At 45.2% G+C, this 18,984-nt stretch carries 22 protein-coding genes and 1 rRNA gene; 2 read left to right on the top strand and 21 right to left on the bottom strand.

Annotation, left to right across the window (positions count from 1 at the left end; translation table 11 throughout):
- From ACWA2B_RS17545 to ACWA2B_RS17470, 16 genes are all read right to left on the bottom strand, one after another.
- Nucleotides 1–197, bottom strand: a 16S ribosomal RNA gene (locus ACWA2B_RS17545); the annotation flags it as partial.
- A 455-nt stretch (nt 198–652) separates the two neighbouring features.
- Nucleotides 653–1,531, bottom strand: coding sequence for a nucleotidyltransferase-like protein (locus tag ACWA2B_RS17540; protein WP_081317598.1), 879 nt, complete (start codon nt 1,529–1,531; stop codon nt 653–655).
- Between the two features lie 111 nt (nt 1,532–1,642).
- Nucleotides 1,643–3,361, bottom strand: coding sequence for a glycosyl hydrolase family 18 protein (locus ACWA2B_RS17535; protein ID WP_069012010.1), 1,719 nt, complete (start codon nt 3,359–3,361; stop codon nt 1,643–1,645).
- Between the two features lie 184 nt (nt 3,362–3,545).
- On the bottom strand, nt 3,546–3,977 hold the full coding sequence (locus ACWA2B_RS17530; protein ID WP_029517193.1) for a Fur family transcriptional regulator: 432 nt from the start codon (nt 3,975–3,977) through the stop codon (nt 3,546–3,548).
- Between the two features lie 108 nt (nt 3,978–4,085).
- Nucleotides 4,086–5,489 carry a DUF4097 family beta strand repeat-containing protein gene (locus tag ACWA2B_RS17525; RefSeq protein WP_449292465.1) on the bottom strand — a complete coding sequence of 468 codons (1,404 nt, stop codon included), beginning with the start codon at nt 5,487–5,489 and terminating at the stop codon, nt 4,086–4,088.
- A gap of 7 nt (nt 5,490–5,496) precedes the next feature.
- Nucleotides 5,497–6,150 (bottom strand): hypothetical protein, encoded by a 654-nt coding sequence (locus tag ACWA2B_RS17520; RefSeq protein WP_029517191.1) that lies wholly within the window; start codon nt 6,148–6,150, stop codon nt 5,497–5,499.
- 83 nt (nt 6,151–6,233) lie between these two features.
- Entirely contained in the window at nt 6,234–6,947 is a 714-nt protein-coding gene (locus ACWA2B_RS17515) for an MgtC/SapB family protein (protein ID WP_029517190.1), read from the bottom strand.
- A gap of 95 nt (nt 6,948–7,042) precedes the next feature.
- Entirely contained in the window at nt 7,043–7,504 is a 462-nt protein-coding gene (locus ACWA2B_RS17510; protein WP_029517189.1) for a GNAT family N-acetyltransferase, read from the bottom strand.
- 129 nt (nt 7,505–7,633) lie between these two features.
- On the bottom strand, nt 7,634–9,079 hold the full coding sequence (gene gatB, locus ACWA2B_RS17505) for an Asp-tRNA(Asn)/Glu-tRNA(Gln) amidotransferase subunit GatB (protein ID WP_013311908.1): 1,446 nt from the start codon (nt 9,077–9,079) through the stop codon (nt 7,634–7,636).
- A gap of 26 nt (nt 9,080–9,105) precedes the next feature.
- Complete coding sequence (gene gatA / locus ACWA2B_RS17500; RefSeq protein ID WP_023990257.1) at nt 9,106–10,563, bottom strand: Asp-tRNA(Asn)/Glu-tRNA(Gln) amidotransferase subunit GatA; 1,458 nt, start codon at nt 10,561–10,563, stop codon at nt 9,106–9,108.
- Nucleotides 10,564–10,590: 27 nt separating this feature from the next.
- Entirely contained in the window at nt 10,591–10,878 is a 288-nt protein-coding gene (gatC, locus tag ACWA2B_RS17495) for an Asp-tRNA(Asn)/Glu-tRNA(Gln) amidotransferase subunit GatC (protein ID WP_013311910.1), read from the bottom strand.
- A gap of 304 nt (nt 10,879–11,182) precedes the next feature.
- A complete protein-coding gene (locus tag ACWA2B_RS17490) occupies nt 11,183–11,569 on the bottom strand; it encodes a hypothetical protein (RefSeq protein WP_025675434.1) in 387 nt (128 codons plus the stop codon).
- 82 nt (nt 11,570–11,651) lie between these two features.
- On the bottom strand, nt 11,652–11,861 hold the full coding sequence (locus ACWA2B_RS17485) for a hypothetical protein (RefSeq protein ID WP_069012007.1): 210 nt from the start codon (nt 11,859–11,861) through the stop codon (nt 11,652–11,654).
- 242 nt (nt 11,862–12,103) lie between these two features.
- A complete protein-coding gene (locus ACWA2B_RS17480; protein WP_069012005.1) occupies nt 12,104–12,733 on the bottom strand; it encodes an MBL fold metallo-hydrolase in 630 nt (209 codons plus the stop codon).
- A 3-nt stretch (nt 12,734–12,736) separates the two neighbouring features.
- Complete coding sequence (locus tag ACWA2B_RS17475; protein WP_029517186.1) at nt 12,737–13,306, bottom strand: thioredoxin family protein; 570 nt, start codon at nt 13,304–13,306, stop codon at nt 12,737–12,739.
- 1 nt (nt 13,307) lies between these two features.
- Nucleotides 13,308–13,922 (bottom strand): DedA family protein, encoded by a 615-nt coding sequence (locus ACWA2B_RS17470; protein ID WP_029517185.1) that lies wholly within the window; start codon nt 13,920–13,922, stop codon nt 13,308–13,310.
- Nucleotides 13,923–14,067: 145 nt separating this feature from the next.
- Here ACWA2B_RS17470 and ACWA2B_RS17465 point away from each other — a divergent pair, with 145 nt between their 5' ends.
- Nucleotides 14,068–14,391, top strand: a complete 324-nt coding sequence (locus ACWA2B_RS17465) for a hypothetical protein (protein WP_029517184.1) — start codon at nt 14,068–14,070, stop codon at nt 14,389–14,391.
- A gap of 80 nt (nt 14,392–14,471) precedes the next feature.
- Here ACWA2B_RS17465 and ACWA2B_RS17460 read toward each other — a convergent pair whose 3' ends face one another.
- From ACWA2B_RS17460 to ACWA2B_RS17450, 3 genes are read right to left on the bottom strand one after another with little or no spacing between them, the layout of a single operon-like run.
- Nucleotides 14,472–15,686: a class I SAM-dependent methyltransferase gene (locus tag ACWA2B_RS17460; RefSeq protein ID WP_029517183.1), complete on the bottom strand. Its 1,215-nt coding sequence runs from the start codon at nt 15,684–15,686 to the stop codon at nt 14,472–14,474.
- Entirely contained in the window at nt 15,673–15,918 is a 246-nt protein-coding gene (locus ACWA2B_RS17455) for a DUF6483 family protein (protein WP_449292464.1), read from the bottom strand. Before ACWA2B_RS17455 ends, ACWA2B_RS17460 begins: the two co-directional genes overlap by 14 nt.
- Nucleotides 15,902–16,330: a hypothetical protein gene (locus tag ACWA2B_RS17450; protein WP_449292463.1), complete on the bottom strand. Its 429-nt coding sequence runs from the start codon at nt 16,328–16,330 to the stop codon at nt 15,902–15,904. Before ACWA2B_RS17450 ends, ACWA2B_RS17455 begins: the two co-directional genes overlap by 17 nt.
- A 394-nt stretch (nt 16,331–16,724) precedes the next feature.
- On the opposite strand from ACWA2B_RS17450, the gene ACWA2B_RS17445 reads away from it, so the two are divergent.
- Nucleotides 16,725–17,291 (top strand): pyridoxamine 5'-phosphate oxidase family protein, encoded by a 567-nt coding sequence (locus ACWA2B_RS17445; protein WP_069011999.1) that lies wholly within the window; start codon nt 16,725–16,727, stop codon nt 17,289–17,291.
- 154 nt (nt 17,292–17,445) lie between these two features.
- Here ACWA2B_RS17445 and ACWA2B_RS17440 read toward each other — a convergent pair whose 3' ends face one another.
- Both ACWA2B_RS17440 and yyaC read right to left on the bottom strand, forming a co-directional pair.
- Complete coding sequence (locus ACWA2B_RS17440; protein WP_029517180.1) at nt 17,446–18,240, bottom strand: alpha/beta fold hydrolase; 795 nt, start codon at nt 18,238–18,240, stop codon at nt 17,446–17,448.
- An 88-nt stretch (nt 18,241–18,328) separates the two neighbouring features.
- Nucleotides 18,329–18,919: a spore protease YyaC gene (gene yyaC, locus ACWA2B_RS17435; RefSeq protein ID WP_039273804.1), complete on the bottom strand. Its 591-nt coding sequence runs from the start codon at nt 18,917–18,919 to the stop codon at nt 18,329–18,331.
- Nucleotides 18,920–18,984: the final 65 nt, after the last annotated feature.

Genomic DNA, 18,984 nt, shown 5'->3' with positions numbered 1-18,984 from the left:
TGCAGGAAAAGGATGTATCGGGTATTAGCTACCGTTTCCGGTAGTTATCCCTGTCTTGTGGGCAGGTTGCCTACGTGTTACTCACCCGTCCGCCGCTAGGTTATTTAGAAGCAAGCTTCTAAATAACCCCGCTCGACTTGCATGTATTAGGCACGCCGCCAGCGTTCGTCCTGAGCCAGGATCAAACTCTCCATTAAAGACCAACCGAAGCTGGTTTATAGAAAGAGCGATAAGCTCATGTTGAAACTGACGAGATAAAAATATCTCTTGTTTGATTTTGCAAGCAAAATCGTTTTACTCACTCGTTGTTCAGTTTTCAAAGATCAAACCTACATAACGTCTTACTTTGTTTCACCACCGCGTCTCAGCGGCGACTTAAATAATGTAACACATAACCTCATTTTTCGTCAAGCTTTTTTTTGAAAACTTATTTTTTCCGCTTGATGCAACACGTTTATCCTGCTTTAAACAGTTCAAAACTATTCATGCTGCTTAATGGGGCGAGTTATAACTTATCACATATTTTATATACTCGTCAACCTAAATTAATAATTTATATTTTTTAACTATTTATAAATACTAGATCATGTGCAAAAAAAGGAAGAAAAGTCGGTTTAACAACCTTTCTTCCTGACAAATCAACCCCTGTACATCAAATAAGAGAGTAACGCAGTTCACGATTTTGCCCGCGATCCCTAAAATCCCCGGCAGCTGTTTCTCTAATAAGTGATCGATATACCAGTTTACGGAGCACGACGGTAAGATCCAATTGGAGATTCTTTAGCTCAGGATGGTTAATAAGTTCATTTATAGACCAAGGTTCCCGTCTGCTGCCTAATATACGGAATAGCGGAGAGGAGCACTCCTCCATTTTTGACATAACTGAAAATTCACAAGCAAGCAGTACTAGTTCAACCCGTTGTTCCAAGGTTTCCGTACTTAATGTGAGTTCGTTATACAGTTTGTCAATTGTTCGATCCAGAGGCTGTACCTGAACCCATAAGTGAACCTTTGGATAAATCCCCCGTTCAATGAGTTCAATAGATGCCCAATGATCCAATGCTTTCAGAACACTTTGATAAGCGTCAATGATCCGCCCTTCTCGCACCGCTCTTTTACCATGAACGTAATTGACCAGAAAGCGGGAGAACTCATGAAATCGCTTCTGCTCCCGCAGTGGATCGTTAAACTCAACAATTTCCTGTCTTAAAAAACGAACCCTGTCATCCCTTTCCCAGACAATACGCCCTTCTAGCACATAATCTATAATGTTGGCTTGTTCACCAGCGATAATCCATTCCTTCAGACAACTGAGCGTTGCGTACAACACTTGGCATCTTAAACCATTCATAAATAAGTGTTGAATAGAACGGACTGGCTTGGTGCCTTCTCCAATAATTAGAATAAGTTCATCAAAGTCATACAACATTGAACCGTGAAAATACTCTCCCGGTTTTCTGTACGAAATAATACCTATCGAATCCTCCTGCAACAATTCATCATATATCAGGTTTAATTTGGTTAGCTGCACTTCTCCCTCCATACCTGCAAGGCGGCTATGACCGCAAATTGGATATTTGGATACATGTGATCATTTCTACATAAATAAGAAACTTCCTTCTTCAATTGTAATTTTTTTATCTTATTCACTTATTTTTTTCAGTGTTATCCAAGCGTCTTTATCTGCAAAGCTTCGATTCCACACACCAATTCCTCCGAGCTTCAGCGATTTGGCAAGTTCTACTCTTGCCTTCAGAGATACCTGATCCTCCAGCCAAATCTTTTTGACTACGCCGTCTTCTGTATACTCGACATAATTCTGGCCTTCGGAAGCTCTAAACTTGGGCTTCAACTTAAATTGGGCTATGATATTGGCTGCTGACTCCATACCAAGTGATTTGGAGGTGACCTTAATCTTCCCTTCTTTGGGAGTCTCGGACCACACGCGAGTATATAATGGAATACCTAAAACCACTTTTTGAGACGGCACTTCATCTTCCCGAATAATTCGCTTAATTGACGCTTCCGTCCATGGTAACGAGGCGACGGAACCAGCTTTTGGACTAGCCGCCCAATGCTCATCATACGCCATTACCATGAGATAATCTGTTATAGTCCCCAATGCTTTTCGATCCAAAAAAACAGACCACATCTCACTTTGAGATTTAGGCGTAACATCAATGGACAGTATCAAATCATGTTCCCGAGCCATCGGTTTAAGTTCACGCAAAAATTGGGTGACATTGGGGCCATCCTTTGTATGAACATTTTCAAAGTCGATATTAATACCGTCCAGATCATTTTGTTGAGCAAGTGAAATCATCTGATCTACAATCGACTTTCGACGTTCAAAGGTAGACAAAGCTTCTGTTGTTAGTTCGGGATTAAAACTGTTGCTCAACAACCCCCAAACCTCCATACCCTTGCGATGTGCCCAGCTGACATAAGAAGGATCCGCTTTGCTTTCTACAGTGCCCTCATGATCGACGACACTGAACCACGTAGGGCTCACCACATTTACTCCAGGCATAGGATCAAACTTGGAAGGATCGGGCTTGCGATTATAGACGGCTTCCCAAGCGAGATTCACTGGTCTACCCTCCCAATGCTTCTCCGATATGGACAAATCGTCCTTAACCGAAGGAATCACAAGCTCTTCTCCTTCAGCGATATGGTCTGATTTAATGTATCCTGCATAGCCATTGTCTAACTGCACAAAATACCAATCACCCTGTTGGGACCAGATACGTACTTTCGTCCGCTGAGGTACATCTGTCAAAATAAAAGATAGGCTAGAGGCTTCTTTACGTAAGGCAATTCTAGCATCCTGTTGCCCATCCTTCTTTTCTACATTACCCAGCCTGACCTTCTCGCCGGCCTTCATCAAGATAACGGCACCCGTTACAGAGTCTTCGTGTATAGAAACGCCGTATACTTCACGTACAGCCTCTATCGGGATATATACCTCTCCACTGATCACCTGGGGGGCTGCGCTCAGCGCATATGTTTTACCATTCAATTCCCCTTGTGCCTTCGAAACCTTCATATAGAGCAAGCTTTGTCTCGTCGCCATAATGACGGTTTGGCTGTCATCCTCATAGCGAACCGAAGGATCAATTTGACTTTGCACCAATTTAAGCGGCATCAGCATGTTCTTGCCGGAGCTTTGAGCTTCATACCCAGTCAACTTGCCCTGCATAAAAATAGGACGGACACTGCCCTGCCAATCGGGTTTCTCATGAAGGGGATTACCAAACCATACGACAGTAATTGCGCATATAATCGCTGCAAATAATAGCAGGCTTGCCGCTCCTTTGAATCGTGAACGTTTACGGCGGCGTCTGGAATGATTTCTGGCCAATATTGAACCTCCATTGTATGAACTTTGAATTCCGTATTTTGTAACCTCAACAGATTACTTGAAACAAAAGTAAAGTGATTTAAACAAAAAAACGCGGTAAATCCCCGCTTACGGAGAATTGCTCACGTTTCCAATCCATTACAATATATACATACCGCACAAAAAAACTCTATTCCTTGTTTCGTTACGTTTGTTTGTTACTACAAGTTTTGCATACTCCGTGTAACTCCATACGATGTCCATGCACTTCGAAGCCTGTTTCCAACGCAGCATGACGTTCCACATCAGCCAAATAGGGATAACTGAAATCTTCAATTTTTCCGCATTTTTCGCAAATGATGTGATAGTGCTCCGAAATATTGGCATCATAACGACTGGCGTTATCTCCATAGGTCAACTCATGTACCATACCCGCTTCTATAAACATCTTTAAGTTATTATAAACCGTAGCCACACTCATACTTGGAAACTTGGACTCAAGCGCTCGATATATTTCATCTGCAGTCGGATGCCCCATGGTTTCCATCAAATAGTTTAATATGGCATGACGCTGGGGTGTTATGCGTACACCTGTCTTCTTTAGAAGTTCCAAAGCATGCTGGACGCGTGCTGCCATATATGTCCACCGCCTTATCCCTTACTTACGATCCTATCAATTACCACGCATCTATTTACAACTTACTTCTAAACCTACTCACATTGTACGGTCTACTCAAGTTTCTTGTCAACGCGCCGTATTGTCGCCGGATGTTCCTATAGAGGTATCTGTCTCGGGAGCTCTAGGTTCAGCCGGAGAGATTTCAGATGTATCGGGCGCAGTCGTACCCCCGGAATCTTCCAAGTCGGGTAACGACGGCATCAGTAACTTTTTAATGGTTAAATTACTGTTGCCCTCCACGTTGATCGCATACTTGCCTGTCCCGTTTTGGCCTGAAATACTTTTACTGTCTATTTTAAATGGAAAATCGGATTGAAGATTACCATAACTGCTTGAACCCTCTAACTGAAAATCTCCATTCGACGGAAGATCCAATACGATATCACCGACAGCACTGTATATTTTCCAATCTCCGCCCACCTGTTCGCTATGCACTTTGATAGAGCCATTAAGCGAATTAGCATTCAGCTTGGCTGTAGAATTCAACACATTCATGTCCCCATTCTGAGTATCAACAGTGATATCTCCTTCCGAACGAGCAAGCTGAATGTCACCTACCATGGTATGTAGTGTGACAGCTCCCTCAATATCGCCTGCCTGCATGTCGCCTCGGTTCGTGCGCACATCCACATCTCCAGAAATCCGATGCAATTTAACCTGACCGTTCAGCGTGCCTCCCTTGACATTGCCGATAGCGTCATTAACGATGAGATTTCCATTACCGCTCTCGAGTCTAATGCTGTCAATAGCATCAACTCCATTCAAGGTAATATTCCCGTTGGAGGTTCTAATCTGCATATTGAACCGTCGGTCCTCAGGCACGGTGATCAGCATGTTCACACGGGGCTGACGTTTGCTTGATGCTCCGTATGACTGTGCCTCCGGACGAATCTGGATAGTCTTGCCGTCGGTAGAAGTCAGTGAAGAAGCTTGAGCAATCTTGTCCGCTTCGGCAGCAGGCGCTTGATCCACCCATAGAGTCCCTCGTACCTCTATATTGGACACAGGTCGTCTGATCAGTGTTACATCACCATTAACTGAATCAACTATTAAATCGGACGTCTGCATAGTTACAGGTACCAGCACACCACCCATATCATACCGATTCTCTTTAGCCTGGCTAAAATCCATAGAGGCTGACGTCAGATTGAGACTGACCCGATTCCACAGATACATATAATGATTTTGCTGGGTCACGATAAAAACCGAGGCTGCCACTACCAAAGCGGACAGAATCCCCTTTAGGTCAGGTCTGAATCGCCTTCCATTGTCAGACTTGCCTTCTTTCCGAAAGTACACAGCAAAAAAAATTAGATACTCCAGTCCCCAAAGCACGAAGATTACGGGCCACCAAACGAGGAGTTGAAGCATATATTCAGTATTTTGAAACACATCTACAATAAGCAAAATGCCTACAGCCATCAACAGAAGCGAAGAGGTGTAGCGCCCGACTCTTATTTTACGGTGCACGCCAGCTTCACCCTCTTTCTTTCAACTTTTTACGCTTAAAGGTCAGAAAGGCTTCCCTTAGAAAAAGGAATAAACCGATCATCATTAATAAAATAGCCAGCGTAAGGAATCCATAATCCTCAAAGAAATTGCTCAACCAGCGAGGTTTCATGCGAAACAAAATCATAAGCCCACCGCCTGCCACCATCAGCACAGCAAAAGCAAAGCCTCTCTCCCACGCATAAAAAGGACTACTTTGCTGGCCTCTAGCATCCATTCGTACATAACGATCAGGCTTACGTCGATAGCGAACCATATAATCTGCAGACTGTAAGACATCATATACATTATAAAAATATAAAACAGGTATGAACAATCCAAGCAAAATAAGTAATGGAATGTTGATCCTTAAGCCGTCAGAGGAAACATACAGCATCGCAAAAATATCTAGCAGGAGCAATACAATAAAACTAAGCCCCCTGATAAACAGTCCTAAAAAAAGATGTCCCAGTCCGGGTAACAATGCCGCCATGATAATGGCAATCACTTTGCGAAATTTAGCGTATTTTAGACGCTTCCCCTGTCTGGGTTGTTCCAGCTGTTCCGATGCTTGTAGCTGTCCAGCCTCTCCAGACGGTAACGGTTGTTCCGAGTTCATGCCATCCTCCCCTTTGAATCCCATGCGTGGTTCCGCTGAAAAACATTTCAATGCTTACATAGTACCCCAATCAGATTTAAGAGTAACTGTTAAAAAAAGGTACCCTATTACTCAACAGAGACTGCAGCTATATCTTCCCATTGTCGTAAATCTGCTGCAATACGTACAGGATTAAAATCATGACGGGCCAGCACCTCTAGGGAAACCTCCATACTCTGCCGATCTGGATGTAATTCGTGAAATGGGACATTTTCATGTTCTTTAATCATTATTTTACGTATTTCCACTTTTTCTTGCTCTAAATAAGTCGAAATCTGATCCAGCAATCCGTGAGAGGCCAATCCGTACAATGTAATAAGATGGCGCTTGCGTCCACGCATATACCGAAGTTCAACTTTGTTAAACACCCATAAATTTAAAAATACGAGCACTGTCGCCGCTATAGATGGGAAATAAAACCCTGCTCCAACCCCAAGGCCAATAGCAGCCACGACCCAAATGGAAGCCGCAGTCGTTAGTCCGGTAATGGATTTACCTGTGAACATAATCGTTCCTGCACCCAAAAAGCCTACGCCAGTGATCACAGCGGTAGCCAAACGAGCGGGATCTATGCGTACATTAGCTTCTTTAATAAAATCGGCAAAGCCGTAAATGGAGAGTAGCATAATCAGCGTCGAACCAAGGCTGACCATAATATGAGTCCTCAAACCAGCTGCGTGATTGGAACGCTCGCGTTCAAACCCAATGAATCCACCGAGAAGCATGGACAGTAAAAGCCGTAAAATGATATGTGAATCGTCTATAATCCACGGATTATTCATTCGAGTCTCTCCTCCCGGTTATGTCGTGCTTCCCACTCCGGGTGCGCGGTTTGTGGGCTTATGTGCATTTTTAATGTCAATTTGATACCTCAATGCTATTCCACCTTATGCAGATGGTAGGTAGTTAATTCCACGCCTGGAGCGACCTCAGCCGCAGATACGGGACGAAAGCCATGTTTTCGATATAACGCCACCGCAGGAGTATTTAGAGTTCCTGTAGAGACGATAAACAACGGGATATTTTGATATTCATTCAAAACATGCTTCATTAAAGAATCTGCAATGCCTTTACGAAAATGATCTGGGTGAACCATCATACGTGTAAGGGTAAGCGAATCGGGCGATTCGGACTGCACAGCCAGTGCTCCTAGCAATTCACCGTCCTCCAGCCACCCATAAAAAGACTCTCCACAGCTTCTCAGCGTATCCAATGTATCCATCAGTGGAGGAATTTCATCAAACCCAATCAGCTCAGCTTCCAGCCTATAGGCAACATGCTGTAGACGCCATATCTGACTGACGATATCATCATCTTCCAATGAACATAGGGTAACCATGCTGTTTTCCCTCCTAAGGAAACTCATAAAATGCCATCAGGTTCTAAAGCTTGTTCGCGCCAACCATTCTTAGCGGCTATGCAAAAGGGGCCTGTCCCTAAAAGACAAGCCCCTGTCAAATCTATGCCATTAGCGGTTCAGCACTTCCGTCAGCAACTTATTAGCAAGGCCAGGGTTTGCCTTCCCCTTGCTCTCCTTCATCACTTGACCGACTAGGAAGCCGATGGCCTTTTGCTTGCCAGCTTTGTAATCCTCGACCGATTGCGGGTTAGCTGCTACAACTTGTTCGACAATTGTAAGAATCGCACCCTCATCACTGATTTGTACAAGCCCTTTTTCTTCGACAATTTGCTGTGGCAGTTTATCACTTTCCAGCATTTCCTTGAAGACCGTTTTAGCGATTTTGCTATTGATCGTTCCCTTCTCCAGCAGTCCGATCATTTCACCCAAGCCCCGACCGGTCAATTTAACCTGCGACAGTTCAACACCGGCACTGTTCAAATAACCGAGTAGATCCCCCATAATCCAGTTGGATACTGCTTTGGCATCCTTGGTGAATTGAAGGCTATCCTCGAACAAATCGGCCAATGGCTTGGAGGACGTAATCACCTGGGCATCATACTCAGGTAATCCATATTCGGAAGTGTAGCGTGCTTTACGCTGGTCAGGCAATTCAGGAATCGAAGCACGGATGCGCTCTTTCCATTCCTCGTCTATATGAAGAGTAACGAGATCCGGGTCTGGGAAATAACGATAGTCATGGGCCTGTTCTTTACCACGCATGGATAAAGTTTTACCTTGTGCTTCATCCCAACGACGTGTCTCCTGTACAATTGTTCCGCCTTCGTCCAGCGTCTGCTCCTGCCTGAACTGCTCATATTCCAGTCCGCGCTGTACGCCACGGAAGGAGTTCATGTTTTTCAGTTCCGCTTTAGTTCCTAGCTCTTTTTGTCCATGCGGACGAAGACTGATATTCGCGTCGCAGCGAAGTGATCCTTCCTCCATCTTCACATCGGATACGTCACAATACTGCATAATGGCACGTATTTTTTCCAGATAGGCCTTGGCTTCTTCCGGCGAAGATATCTCCGGTTCCGAAACGATCTCGACCAATGGTGTGCCGACCCGATTAAAATCGACCAAAGATGCGTAGCCACCATCAACATGTGTTAATTTCCCTGCGTCCTCTTCCAGATGCAGTCGAGTAATACCGATACGCTTTGTCTCACCATTCACTTCAATATCAATCCAGCCATTTTCGCCAATGGGTTGATCGTATTGTGAGATTTGGTAGGCCTTAGGTGAATCGGGGTAAAAATAGTTCTTGCGGTCAAACTTGCTCACATCAGCAATGGTGCAATTCAGCGCCATTGCTGCTTTCATCGCATAATCAACGGCCTGACGGTTCAATACCGGCAATACCCCTGGATGACCGAGACAGACCGGACATGTATGAGAGTTGGGTGGTGCTCCGAAGGATGTCGAGCATCCACAGAATATTTTAGACTTCGTATGCAATTCCACGTGCACTTCAAGTCCGATGACCGTCTCATACTTGGATGTAGTTGTAGACATGAATAGGTTCCCTCCTTTTTGGCAAATTACAGCTGCGGACGCTGCTTGTGAAATTCGGTATTTTGTTCAAAAGCATGAGCTACGCGTAGCACGGAAGACTCGTCAAAGGCTTTTCCGATGATTTGTAGTCCGACTGGCATTCCATCCGCTAGACCACACGGAATGCTAATGGCTGGCACACCAGCCAAGCTCACCGGAATCGTCAAAATATCGTTCAAATACATTGTTAATGGATCGTCCACTTGCGAGCCGATTTTGAAAGCAGTTGTCGGTGCAGTAGGTCCGATAATCACATCATATTGTTCAAATACACGATCAAAATCCTGTTTAATCAGTGTGCGCACTTTTTGAGCTTTCAAATAATAAGCATCGTAGTACCCAGAGCTGAGCGCATAGGTACCTAGCATAATCCGACGCTTCACCTCAGGACCAAAACCCTGCGTACGGGACTGATGGTATAGATCAAGCAGGTTGTCTGGATTGTCAGAACGTACACCATAGCGCACGCCGTCAAAACGTGCCAGATTGGATGACGCTTCGGATGAAGCCAGCAGGTAGTATGTCGCAACCGCATATTCCGTGTGTGGAAGAGATACCTCTTCCCATACAGCGCCCAATCCTTCCAGCGTTTTCAGTGCATCCAGCACCTTCTCCTTGACCTGAGGATCGACGCCCTCACCAAGATACTCTTTAGGCACAGCGATACGTAGTCCTTTTACATCCCCGGTTAAAGCGTTCAAATAATCAGGAATGTCTACCTTTGCAGAAGTGGAGTCCTTCTGGTCATAACCTGCAATGGCTTGTAGGACATAGGCCGAATCCTGAACATTTTTAGTAATGGGTCCAATTTGGTCTAAAGAGGAGGCAAAAGCCACCAGTCCAAAGCGGGATACTAGACCATAGGTTGGTTTCAGGCCAACTACTCCGCAGTAAGAAGCGGGCTGGCGAATGGAACCCCCTGTATCCGAGCCGAGCGTGAAATAAGCCTCACCCGCTGCAACAGCCGCAGCCGAGCCGCCACTGGAACCACCGGGAACACGTTCTAAATCCCAAGGGTTACGTGCAGGGAAAAAGCTGGAGTTCTCGTTAGAGCCGCCCATGGCGAATTCGTCCATGTTCATTTTACCGAGTGTCACGGTTTGCGCTGCGCGTAACTTGCTAACAACTGTGGCATCGTAAACGGGATCAAAATTTTTCAAAAACTGACTGCCACATGTTGTACGCAGCCCTTCTGTCACAATATTATCCTTAATGCCAACTGGCAGGCCAAACAACAACCCTCTTTCCTCTCCGGAAATCAGTTGATCATCCAGCTGACGTGCGGATGCACGGGCCTGTTCCTCGTCAACGGTAATATAAGCTCTGATCTTGTCTTCCCGCGCACCAATTGTCTCCAGAGCGTGTCCTACCAGATCACTCACGGAAATTTCCTTTTGATGCAGCTTGTTATGTATCTCGGGCAATGTGTTATTGAACAAGCTCAATTTGCATCCTCCTTTCAAATATGAGATCTATTCCAGAACAGCAGGAACCTTAAACTGTCCGTCTTCTTCTTCAGGTGCATTGCGCATCACTTGCTCATGTGTCAAACTTTCGCGAACTTCGTCGTCTCGCATGACATTGCTGACGTGCAGCACATGAGTGGTCGGCTTTACCTGCTCCGTATCCAGCTCATTCAGCTTCTCCGCATAATGGAGAATGGCGTTTAATTGTCCTGTCATCGTTTCTTCCTCAGCCGCGGTCAGATTCAACCTGGACAGCTTGGCTACGTGACGGACATCTTCCGTGGAAATGTTCATACAAAACCCTCCTCATGTATATGAGGATTTTGCAAAAAATCCAATAAGCGACTGAAATCGAATTTTGCAAAATCCTGATATTAAAAAATGCTGCACCGAACTTTGAAATAACGTTTTTAATTATAGGATAGAACCCTTTACAATTCAATCTTTGACGCGGTACAGAAGCAAACTGCACTTCGATGAGGTAAATGTTGCTAAAAGAATATAAAAAAAGCACCTTTCGGTGCTCTTTCGTGAAAACTATAGGAGCTGAGATTGTGCCCTTTATATATTCTTAAAAAGAATCGACCGTAGCCGACTTCTATATCCAAGCACGCAAATTGACTTGTCTGATAAAATCAGCCTGTGACAACAACTCCGCCGCGGTTTCTTCTTCCTCAGTCTCTACCGAATCAATACCACCGTTCATCACATGCATGAACAGTTGCTCATTATGGGTAGCAAGGGCGTAATCTATCAGCGCTTCACGCTCAATCCGCTCGGCTTCCAGCTTGAGAATACTCTCTTCCAGCTCGATGTCTCCGGATGGTACAAAAAAATTGCGGTTCACCTTCGGTACGCGAATGACATAGTCAAAAGCATTGTCCGCATTACGGTCGTAAGCAATGATATAACCATGTTCGCCCACAGGAAGATTCTGCTCAAAAGCATCCGCGACGATCATAATTCTAGCTCCTAAATGATGCATCGTTAGCCCCCCCCGTTTGTCTGAACTTATCTGCTAAGTCTACTAAAAAAAAAAGTAGCTTGTCTATATCATCTATGTATCTTCATAATCGACCGTCTCCACGTCCCAACCTGTGTTCATTCAGCCTCACATGCCAGTTTTGTGTAGGGATTCCGCCCCGTCGTTTCACCTTTTTCCAAGTTATGATCTTCGGCTCGGAATCTGCCACAGAATCTTCAATATCTATTATATTGGGAACCCGGAAACTACCTCCAATCTCACGTTGTACCCCATATATATGTTTTCTTTTCATTCTTGCTCCCCCTTGTGATCTGACGGCCTCATGCCTCTTTATCCTCTTAATGGGCAAAAAAAAAGAACGCAAACCGGGATTCATCCACAGCTTGCGTGCTTCGCGAGTTTAGTATGTAACTTCAATAAATTTATGTTAACAAAAATAAAAACCTTTGTCTATACATAATTTATAATTTGTTGTCGAAATGGGGCAAAACCTGTCACACCTTTGATTTTGCCCCTACTGAACATTCATCACATTTACCGGATATACGGATTGTTAGCTTTCTCATAACCGATGGACGTTTTGGGACCGTGACCGGAATAGACTGTAACGTCATCTCCGAGTGGAAACAATTTGTTCTGAATAGAATCGTATAGATCCCGTTCGCGGCCGCCCGCCAGATCCGTGCGTCCAACGCCCTGACGAAATAGCACATCCCCGGAAAAAAGATCTTTGCCGCATAAAAAGCTGACACTTCCGGGTGAATGGCCCGGTGTATGGAAAACCCGGAACGTGTGACCGATCAGGTTCAATTGTTGACCTTCTGCCAAGTCATATTCGGCTGGTTCCGTCGAGATCGGAGGGGATGCCTCTGGCCACATCAAGGAGCCATTCAGCTTAGGAGATGTAAGCCAGTCTTGCTCCAAGGCGTGCAGATAAACCGGGCAGTCTTTGGCATTGCGAATCTCCTCTACTCCTCCGATATGGTCAAAATGGGCATGCGTCAGCAGGATAGCTTCAATCGTCAGTGGCTCAATGGCTCTCAGCAAAGGACCCGGATTCATCCCTGGATCAATAATAACAGCGCGCTTCGGATCATCTCCTTGAAGCAAATAAGCATTCGTCTGGAGCGGGCCGAGATTAAAACTGCGAATAGATAATGTCATAAGTTAAAATCCCGAGATCAGCTCGCGTAATTCCTGAACAATTACAGGATGGACCTCGGTTCCCTCCCCATATTTTCCAGCCATTTCTTTACGAGCAACTGCGATTTTTTCTTGATAATCATCGGCTTCCCGATCTGGATTTTCACGTTTGAATGCGATCATAATTTGTTGAACATGTGCAGGGCGTGGTCCCCAGTGGCCAAGTACATGACCTCCCGTATCCGCAAAAATCACAATCGGCACAGCACGTCCGCCCATTGTCAGGAAGTCGTCCATCAGCGCCTGATGATTTTCCAGAATCAATACTTCGGTTGGAATCCCGCTATTCTCCAACGCGCGGAACACAACTGGCACATTGCGTACTACATCCCCACACCAGTCGGCAGCCAATATAAGCACACGCAGATCATCACGATGGTTCAGGCTTTCAAAAAACTCCCGATCCTCTTCGCTGCTCCACACAAACTGATCGTATCCAGAGCGGAAGGCTTCTTTGTTCTTTTCCATGCCCTCCATAAATTGTTCAGGACTCAAGCCCTTTCCGAAATATTGCGATACGTTAGTACGGCTCATGTTATACACTTCCTTTTTTGTTTTTGGCTACAATCCATTTGATAACAAAATAAATGATCAAGAGCGCAAGAGCAACCAGCAAAATCGGTTTGATGTAAGGTGCTGCCACTTCGTCAATTTGTTCCCACTTGTCTCCCAACAGCATACCTAAATATATAAACAAAACAGACCAAGGTATAATCGCCAGCGTTGTCAAAATAATAAAGCGCCATACGTTCATTCGAGCCAACCCGGCAGGGATTGAGATCGCGTGACGAACAACAGGGATAAAGCGAGCTGTAAAAATGACCCCTGTGCCATATTTATTGAACCAGGCTTCAGCGTGGTCAACATGACTTTTTTTGATGAGTATGTATTTCCCATACTTATCTAAAACGGGTCTGCCGCCATAGCGTCCAATCCAGTAAATGAACAACTGGGCCAGCACCCCGCCAATCGTTCCAAACACGACTGCGCCAAAAAAATTAATATGACCCGAGGACACTAAAAAACCGCCATAAGCGAGGACTATTTCACTTGGAATGACCTCCACCATCAAGCCTAGCATAATACCAAAATACCCAAGACTACGAATGATCTCAAACAAATAATTAATGATACTAGATATTTGGTCCATCTCTCTTCCCACTCCCTGCCTGTTTCTCTATTTTCATTTAGTGTATCACAGCGGCAGAACAAGTCGCCACTTCGTCCAAAAAGGGAAGTCAGTGACCCCGGATCCTCTGCCCGCATAAGTTGTGAGAGAGAGGAGGGGGTACAATATGCCTCCCGGCAAATTCCCCAAACATGACAATTCACAATCCCGATTACCCACGGCTCGTGGTATCCGCCGCGCATGTACCAAAGAGTTGTATCGAACCTGCAAACGTCTGCCTGTTCACATTGCTCCTGATCTGGTCAAGCAGGGCGAAGAACTATACTGCCGCAAGGTCGTCGGACACCTTATCTGGATTGCGGAAAACCATAGTAATCGCAAACTACTGTGCGACTGGTGGGATGAAGATGTCAGCGAGGAGCTCGCGGCATTGTGGAAGGTGGATCGCGATGTCTTGTGCACCGCTTTTAGAAATGCCTATGGCGGATAGATGTTTGTGTACTGCAATCATGAACTGTGAACTACAAAAAAGTGGAGCCACCCCGCAGTGGCTCCACTTTTACTATATTCCTAGCTATGTGTCTGCTTTTTCCCCGCTCCTTCGGGAAGCAAGTCCGCACAAGCGCGTTCCAAATAAGGATCAGCATGAATAAAATCCCGAAATGCTGTGTATTCACGCCACAGAACGGATTGTTCTCCCGCTTGCCCTTTGACGGCACGAATCAGAATATTTTTAGGTGTATGCTCCATGTCGATAAATTCCAATAGCTGTGTCCGATATCCCATCATATCCAGCAGTTTGGCCCGGATTCCATCCGTTGCCAGTGCAGAAAAACGCTCCTTTAAAATGCCGTGGGAAAGCAACGGCTCCAATACCGGATTTTCCAGTTGGTTAAACAGCTCATGCTGGCAACACGGAACCGACAAAATGACGGAAGCACCCCAGCGAACAGCCTTTTCCAGCGCCGCATCTGTTGCAGTATCACAAGCGTGCAAGGTAACAACCATATCCACCTGTTCCAGTTCGTTATAGTCTGCGATATCACCGACCAGAAACTCCAACTGTCGATATTGCAGCTTTTGAGCCAGAACATTACAGGCTTCAATGACATCTGCCTTCAAGTCCAAACCAACGATCTGCAATGGTCGCTTTTGCTGTACAGCCAAATAGTGATACAACGCAAAGGTCAAATACGATTTGCCACAGCCAAAATCCACAATCGTCAATGGGCGGCCTACCGGAAGGCTAGGTAATACATCCTGCACCATTTCGAGAAACCGGTTAATTTGACGAAACTTATCATACTTGCGGGCCAGTACCTTACCATCCTCATTCATAATCCCCAGCTCAATCAGGAAAGGAATTCGTTCCCCTTCTTCGAGCACATATTGCTTTTTGCGATTATGAGACAGGTCGGCTTTACTTTTGCTCGGTGACTTTGTCAGAATGGATACTTTATATTTTTTACTGATCAGCACTTGGTAGTCTGCATCCTTGGCGCATAAAAGTCCTTGGCGGAACGTGTCCTCAAACAAGGCAGTCATACGCTCGTTAGCTTCGTCAGGGGTCAGATTTTCATGAATGACTTTGTTGCTGTAATGAAAAGCAAACTGGTAATGCAGTTTGTTTTTCAATTCTACAGGTTTAATTTGTACTTTAGTAAAAGAAGCATCCTCCCGTTTGCGAAGCTGACTCAGCGTCGCTGTTATGAGGGATCCTCCCGTGGTCAATTGGTATATAAGTTCGCGCAGTGAATCCAAAAGGTACATCTCACTTTCTTTCATGTAATTGGGTGATCTCGGTCAAACCCTCGGTGACTTCCTGGCGTGAAATTCCACCCAGCTCCAGCTCTGCATTGGTCTTATCCAGTAATTGACTATAAAACGTCTCCGCTTCCGCTAGCAGCTCTGGCTGCTCCCATGCCAATCCAAACCAGACATCGGCGGCTTCGTCCAACCTGTTTTCTCGCTCGTAATGAACAGCCAGCAGCTTGCTGGTTTCAGGGGGGGAGCTCATATTCGCGCACCAGCTTCACGATACACGCTATTCGTTCAGGCAGGACCTGCAGATCACGAGTCGCGCCATTCGTATCGCTGTACAAATATAAATGAAGAGATTTCATCAAGATTCGTATACCTTCGTCTGTTCTGCTGGTTTCCAGGTAAATCGCGGCTTCTTCCTCCAAAATGCGAGCCACCTGCTGAAGCTTATCCGCTTCAATTCCAGGGCCCAATCGGAAAAGCTCAATAATTTGTTCCGGCGGCAATCGTCTGAGCAGATCTGAACGAAGACGAAACTGCTTGTTGAGCAGGTCATCTAGCTGTTTCAGCGCTTCGATGTGTTTATTTTCGCGCCTAAGACCGAGCACCGATGCTACTGCGGATGTCAATTCTTCCATCATACTGAGCAAATAGTCTTTTCTAAGCAAGCCGTTCCCTTCCTTTCATCCCGATGCCTAGACAACCAGAAACTTCTGTCTTCTGATTGTATGACATCCTTGTCTAAAAGCCAAATGCCACCGCCATGCCGCAATTTCATTTAACACAATTACAAATACTTTATAGCATCAAAGATTCGACACTCAGAAATCACGTATGGCACGTAACATTCCGTTAGTACAGTGTTTTGTAGCCGATCATGGACTAACGAAATAGAGTATTTGAAAATTTGATATTGATTCTCCGTTAGTCTCGTGTTATTTTTGTTTCATTCGAAACAAAAATAATCTTTATTATTTATTGATTCATATAATAAAATAAAATATTTATTTTCATTCGAAACAAAATTATGCATTGATATTTTACAGGGGAGGACGTTTAAGTATGGGAAAAAAATTCAGTGCGATACTACCGGAATATAAAGAGTTCATACAGCGACAGCATATTTTCTTTGTAGGATCAGCACCGATATCCGAGACGGGGCATGTGAATATTTCCCCCAAGGGATATGATTCCTTTCGTATTTTGTCAGATCAGGAGGTAGCCTATCTCGACTTGTCGGGAAGTGGCAACGAAACAAGTGCGCACATTATAGAGAACGGACGGGTAACCATCATGTTCTGTGCATTTGAAGGCGAGCCCAGTGTATTAAGACTCTATGGTACTGGCACAGTCGTGTTGCCCAATACAAAGCGTTGGAATGAGCTGTATCCTCTCTTTAATCCACTTCCTGGAGCAAGACAAATCATAGTAGTTGATGTTCATATGGTGCAGGATTCATGTGGTTTTGCAGTTCCCTTCATGACTTACACGAGCGAACGGGAAAAGCTGAAGGACGTGGCGATTCAGATGGGCGAAGAAGTACTTAAAAAGTATGCATACGAGAAAAGTTTAGAGAGTATTGATGGTTTGCCGACGGCGTTTGCCTTGAACAAAAATAATATGACTTAGGTATTCTGCACATTAACCGATATGATACAACAAGTCAGCAAAATTCAAATAAACTGAATGTATAGTGACCACATCTAAAAACAATTTGCATACAAGAAACCGGAACCTTCTGACGATCACATCAAAGGGTTCCGGTTTTTGGGCTTACCTTAGTCTACTTTTTCAAGTTTTGCTCCAAAAACGCCAAGATAGCATTAGCTAATAGCTCCGGTGCCTCAAACAGGCTCATGTGACCTGCTTCCGGCAGGGTAACCTGAGTTACTCCGGCCCGATCTGTTGTAAACGTCCGCGCTGGAGGAACCGCCTGATCCTGCTCCCCCGCTACTAAAAGAGCTGGCAAGGCAGAAGCCGACAACACATCCCGTCGGTCAGGACGCTCGCGCATAGCCAATGATGCTCCTACAGCTCCTTGCGGAGGTGTTTTGTAGCCAATTTCTTTGACTTTAAGTAATTGGCTGGACATCGACTCCACATGATCAGGAGCAAACAGTCCCGGTACGAGTCCATCTACAAAGTTGGTAATCCCCTCCGTTTGGATGGTAGATACAGCCTTGTTACGCTTTTCTTTACCTTCGTCCGTATCTGCATAAGCTGTGGAATGAATCAGTCCAAAGGCTGTAAGGCGCTCTGCATGTCTTTGCACTGCCGAAAGGGCTAAATAGCCTCCTAGGGAGTGACCAAACCAGGCAGCCTGAGGGATGTCCAATTGTTCTTGAAGTTTAAGCACATCATCTGCCATTTGATCAATCGTATAGGCTCCTAGTGGAGCATCGCTGCGTCCGTGTCCACGCAAGTCTGGAACAATACAACGATAGCTTGGGGACAGCAAGGGAACAACCTCATCCCAATAGGAGGAGCTTCCGCAAAATCCGTGCAATAGAATGATCGGATCTCCTTTTCCCTGTTCGGCATAGCAGATCGTCGTTCCTTCGCATAATACCTTTTCCATGTGGAACCCTTCCTTCTCTGTATATAATCTATTGGATCTGAATATATTAGTGAGTAGAACATGCTGATGTATATTATTAAGCAGACGATCAATATCTGAAACGGTAACCCTCTGGAAAATCTTGCGAAGCTGTTTTTAAGCCAAATTCACAAGCCGCCGCATTAGCAATATGCGCAGCCATTGTCATGACCAAGTGAAGCGAAGTCATTTGGAGTGTCCAATAGGGTTTGGGACTGCGCTCATTCACAATCGCTGCAACACTATAATGACCCACAGACGGCAGAGACAGCCCTACCGATCGCGCAGGAGTTAGCGGTTCACACGCAATAAGAAACATTCCCGTTGAGCCGTGCTGTCCAAGACAAGCATCTATGGCGATCACATGATGATCTTGGGGAATGCACTCCAAGTATGGAACCAGATGATCCGCATCACAGGGCTCCGACATTGTCCCAATCACGTGCGGAAAACCTTGCTCCTTGAGCATGGTGCCTACCAGTGGCCCCAGTGAATCACCCGACGAGCGATCTGTACCGATACAAACAAAAGTCAACTTATCTATAGCATGCTGATGATGAATTTCTCGGAAAAACGGCGCGAGTCCATCTCGATCTGTTTTCTTTACATTATGTTCTAAGGACGAGCGTCCGGGTGCGGAAGCTCGATTATACAAAGACAACTTTGCCCATCCTCCTTGATTCGGTTGTATATTGGTAATCTGGCTTTCAGTACATTCTACAACAA

The sequence above is a fragment of the Paenibacillus sp. CMM36 genome (assembly GCF_053570945.1).
Note: the sequence above shows the minus strand (reverse complement) of the source record. Positions and strands in the feature narration are given on the sequence as shown.

Bases quoted from the DNA above. Each gene is read 5' to 3' on its own strand.
- ACWA2B_RS17530 (WP_029517193.1), bottom strand. From the start codon at position 3,977: ATGGCAGCACGCGTCCAGCATGCTTTGGAACTTCTAAAGAAGACAGGT.
- ACWA2B_RS17520 (WP_029517191.1), bottom strand. From the start codon at position 6,150: ATGGGATTCAAAGGGGAGGATGGCATGAACTCGGAACAACCGTTACCG.
- ACWA2B_RS17515 (WP_029517190.1), bottom strand. From the start codon at position 6,947: ATGAATAATCCGTGGATTATAGACGATTCACATATCATTTTACGGCTT.
- ACWA2B_RS17510 (WP_029517189.1), bottom strand. From the start codon at position 7,504: ATGGTTACCCTATGTTCATTGGAAGATGATGATATCGTCAGTCAGATA.
- gatB (WP_013311908.1), bottom strand. From the start codon at position 9,079: ATGTCTACAACTACATCCAAGTATGAGACGGTCATCGGACTTGAAGTG.
- gatC (WP_013311910.1), bottom strand. From the start codon at position 10,878: ATGAACATTTCCACGGAAGATGTCCGTCACGTAGCCAAGCTGTCCAGG.
- ACWA2B_RS17490 (WP_025675434.1), bottom strand. From the start codon at position 11,569: ATGCATCATTTAGGAGCTAGAATTATGATCGTCGCGGATGCTTTTGAG.
- ACWA2B_RS17485 (WP_069012007.1), bottom strand. From the start codon at position 11,861: ATGAAAAGAAAACATATATATGGGGTACAACGTGAGATTGGAGGTAGT.
- ACWA2B_RS17480 (WP_069012005.1), bottom strand. From the start codon at position 12,733: ATGACATTATCTATTCGCAGTTTTAATCTCGGCCCGCTCCAGACGAAT.
- ACWA2B_RS17475 (WP_029517186.1), bottom strand. From the start codon at position 13,306: ATGAGCCGTACTAACGTATCGCAATATTTCGGAAAGGGCTTGAGTCCT.
- ACWA2B_RS17470 (WP_029517185.1), bottom strand. From the start codon at position 13,922: ATGGACCAAATATCTAGTATCATTAATTATTTGTTTGAGATCATTCGT.
- ACWA2B_RS17465 (WP_029517184.1), top strand. From the start codon at position 14,068: ATGCCTCCCGGCAAATTCCCCAAACATGACAATTCACAATCCCGATTA.
- ACWA2B_RS17460 (WP_029517183.1), bottom strand. From the start codon at position 15,686: ATGAAAGAAAGTGAGATGTACCTTTTGGATTCACTGCGCGAACTTATA.
- ACWA2B_RS17455 (WP_449292464.1), bottom strand. From the start codon at position 15,918: ATGAGCTCCCCCCCTGAAACCAGCAAGCTGCTGGCTGTTCATTACGAG.
- ACWA2B_RS17445 (WP_069011999.1), top strand. From the start codon at position 16,725: ATGGGAAAAAAATTCAGTGCGATACTACCGGAATATAAAGAGTTCATA.
- ACWA2B_RS17440 (WP_029517180.1), bottom strand. From the start codon at position 18,240: ATGGAAAAGGTATTATGCGAAGGAACGACGATCTGCTATGCCGAACAG.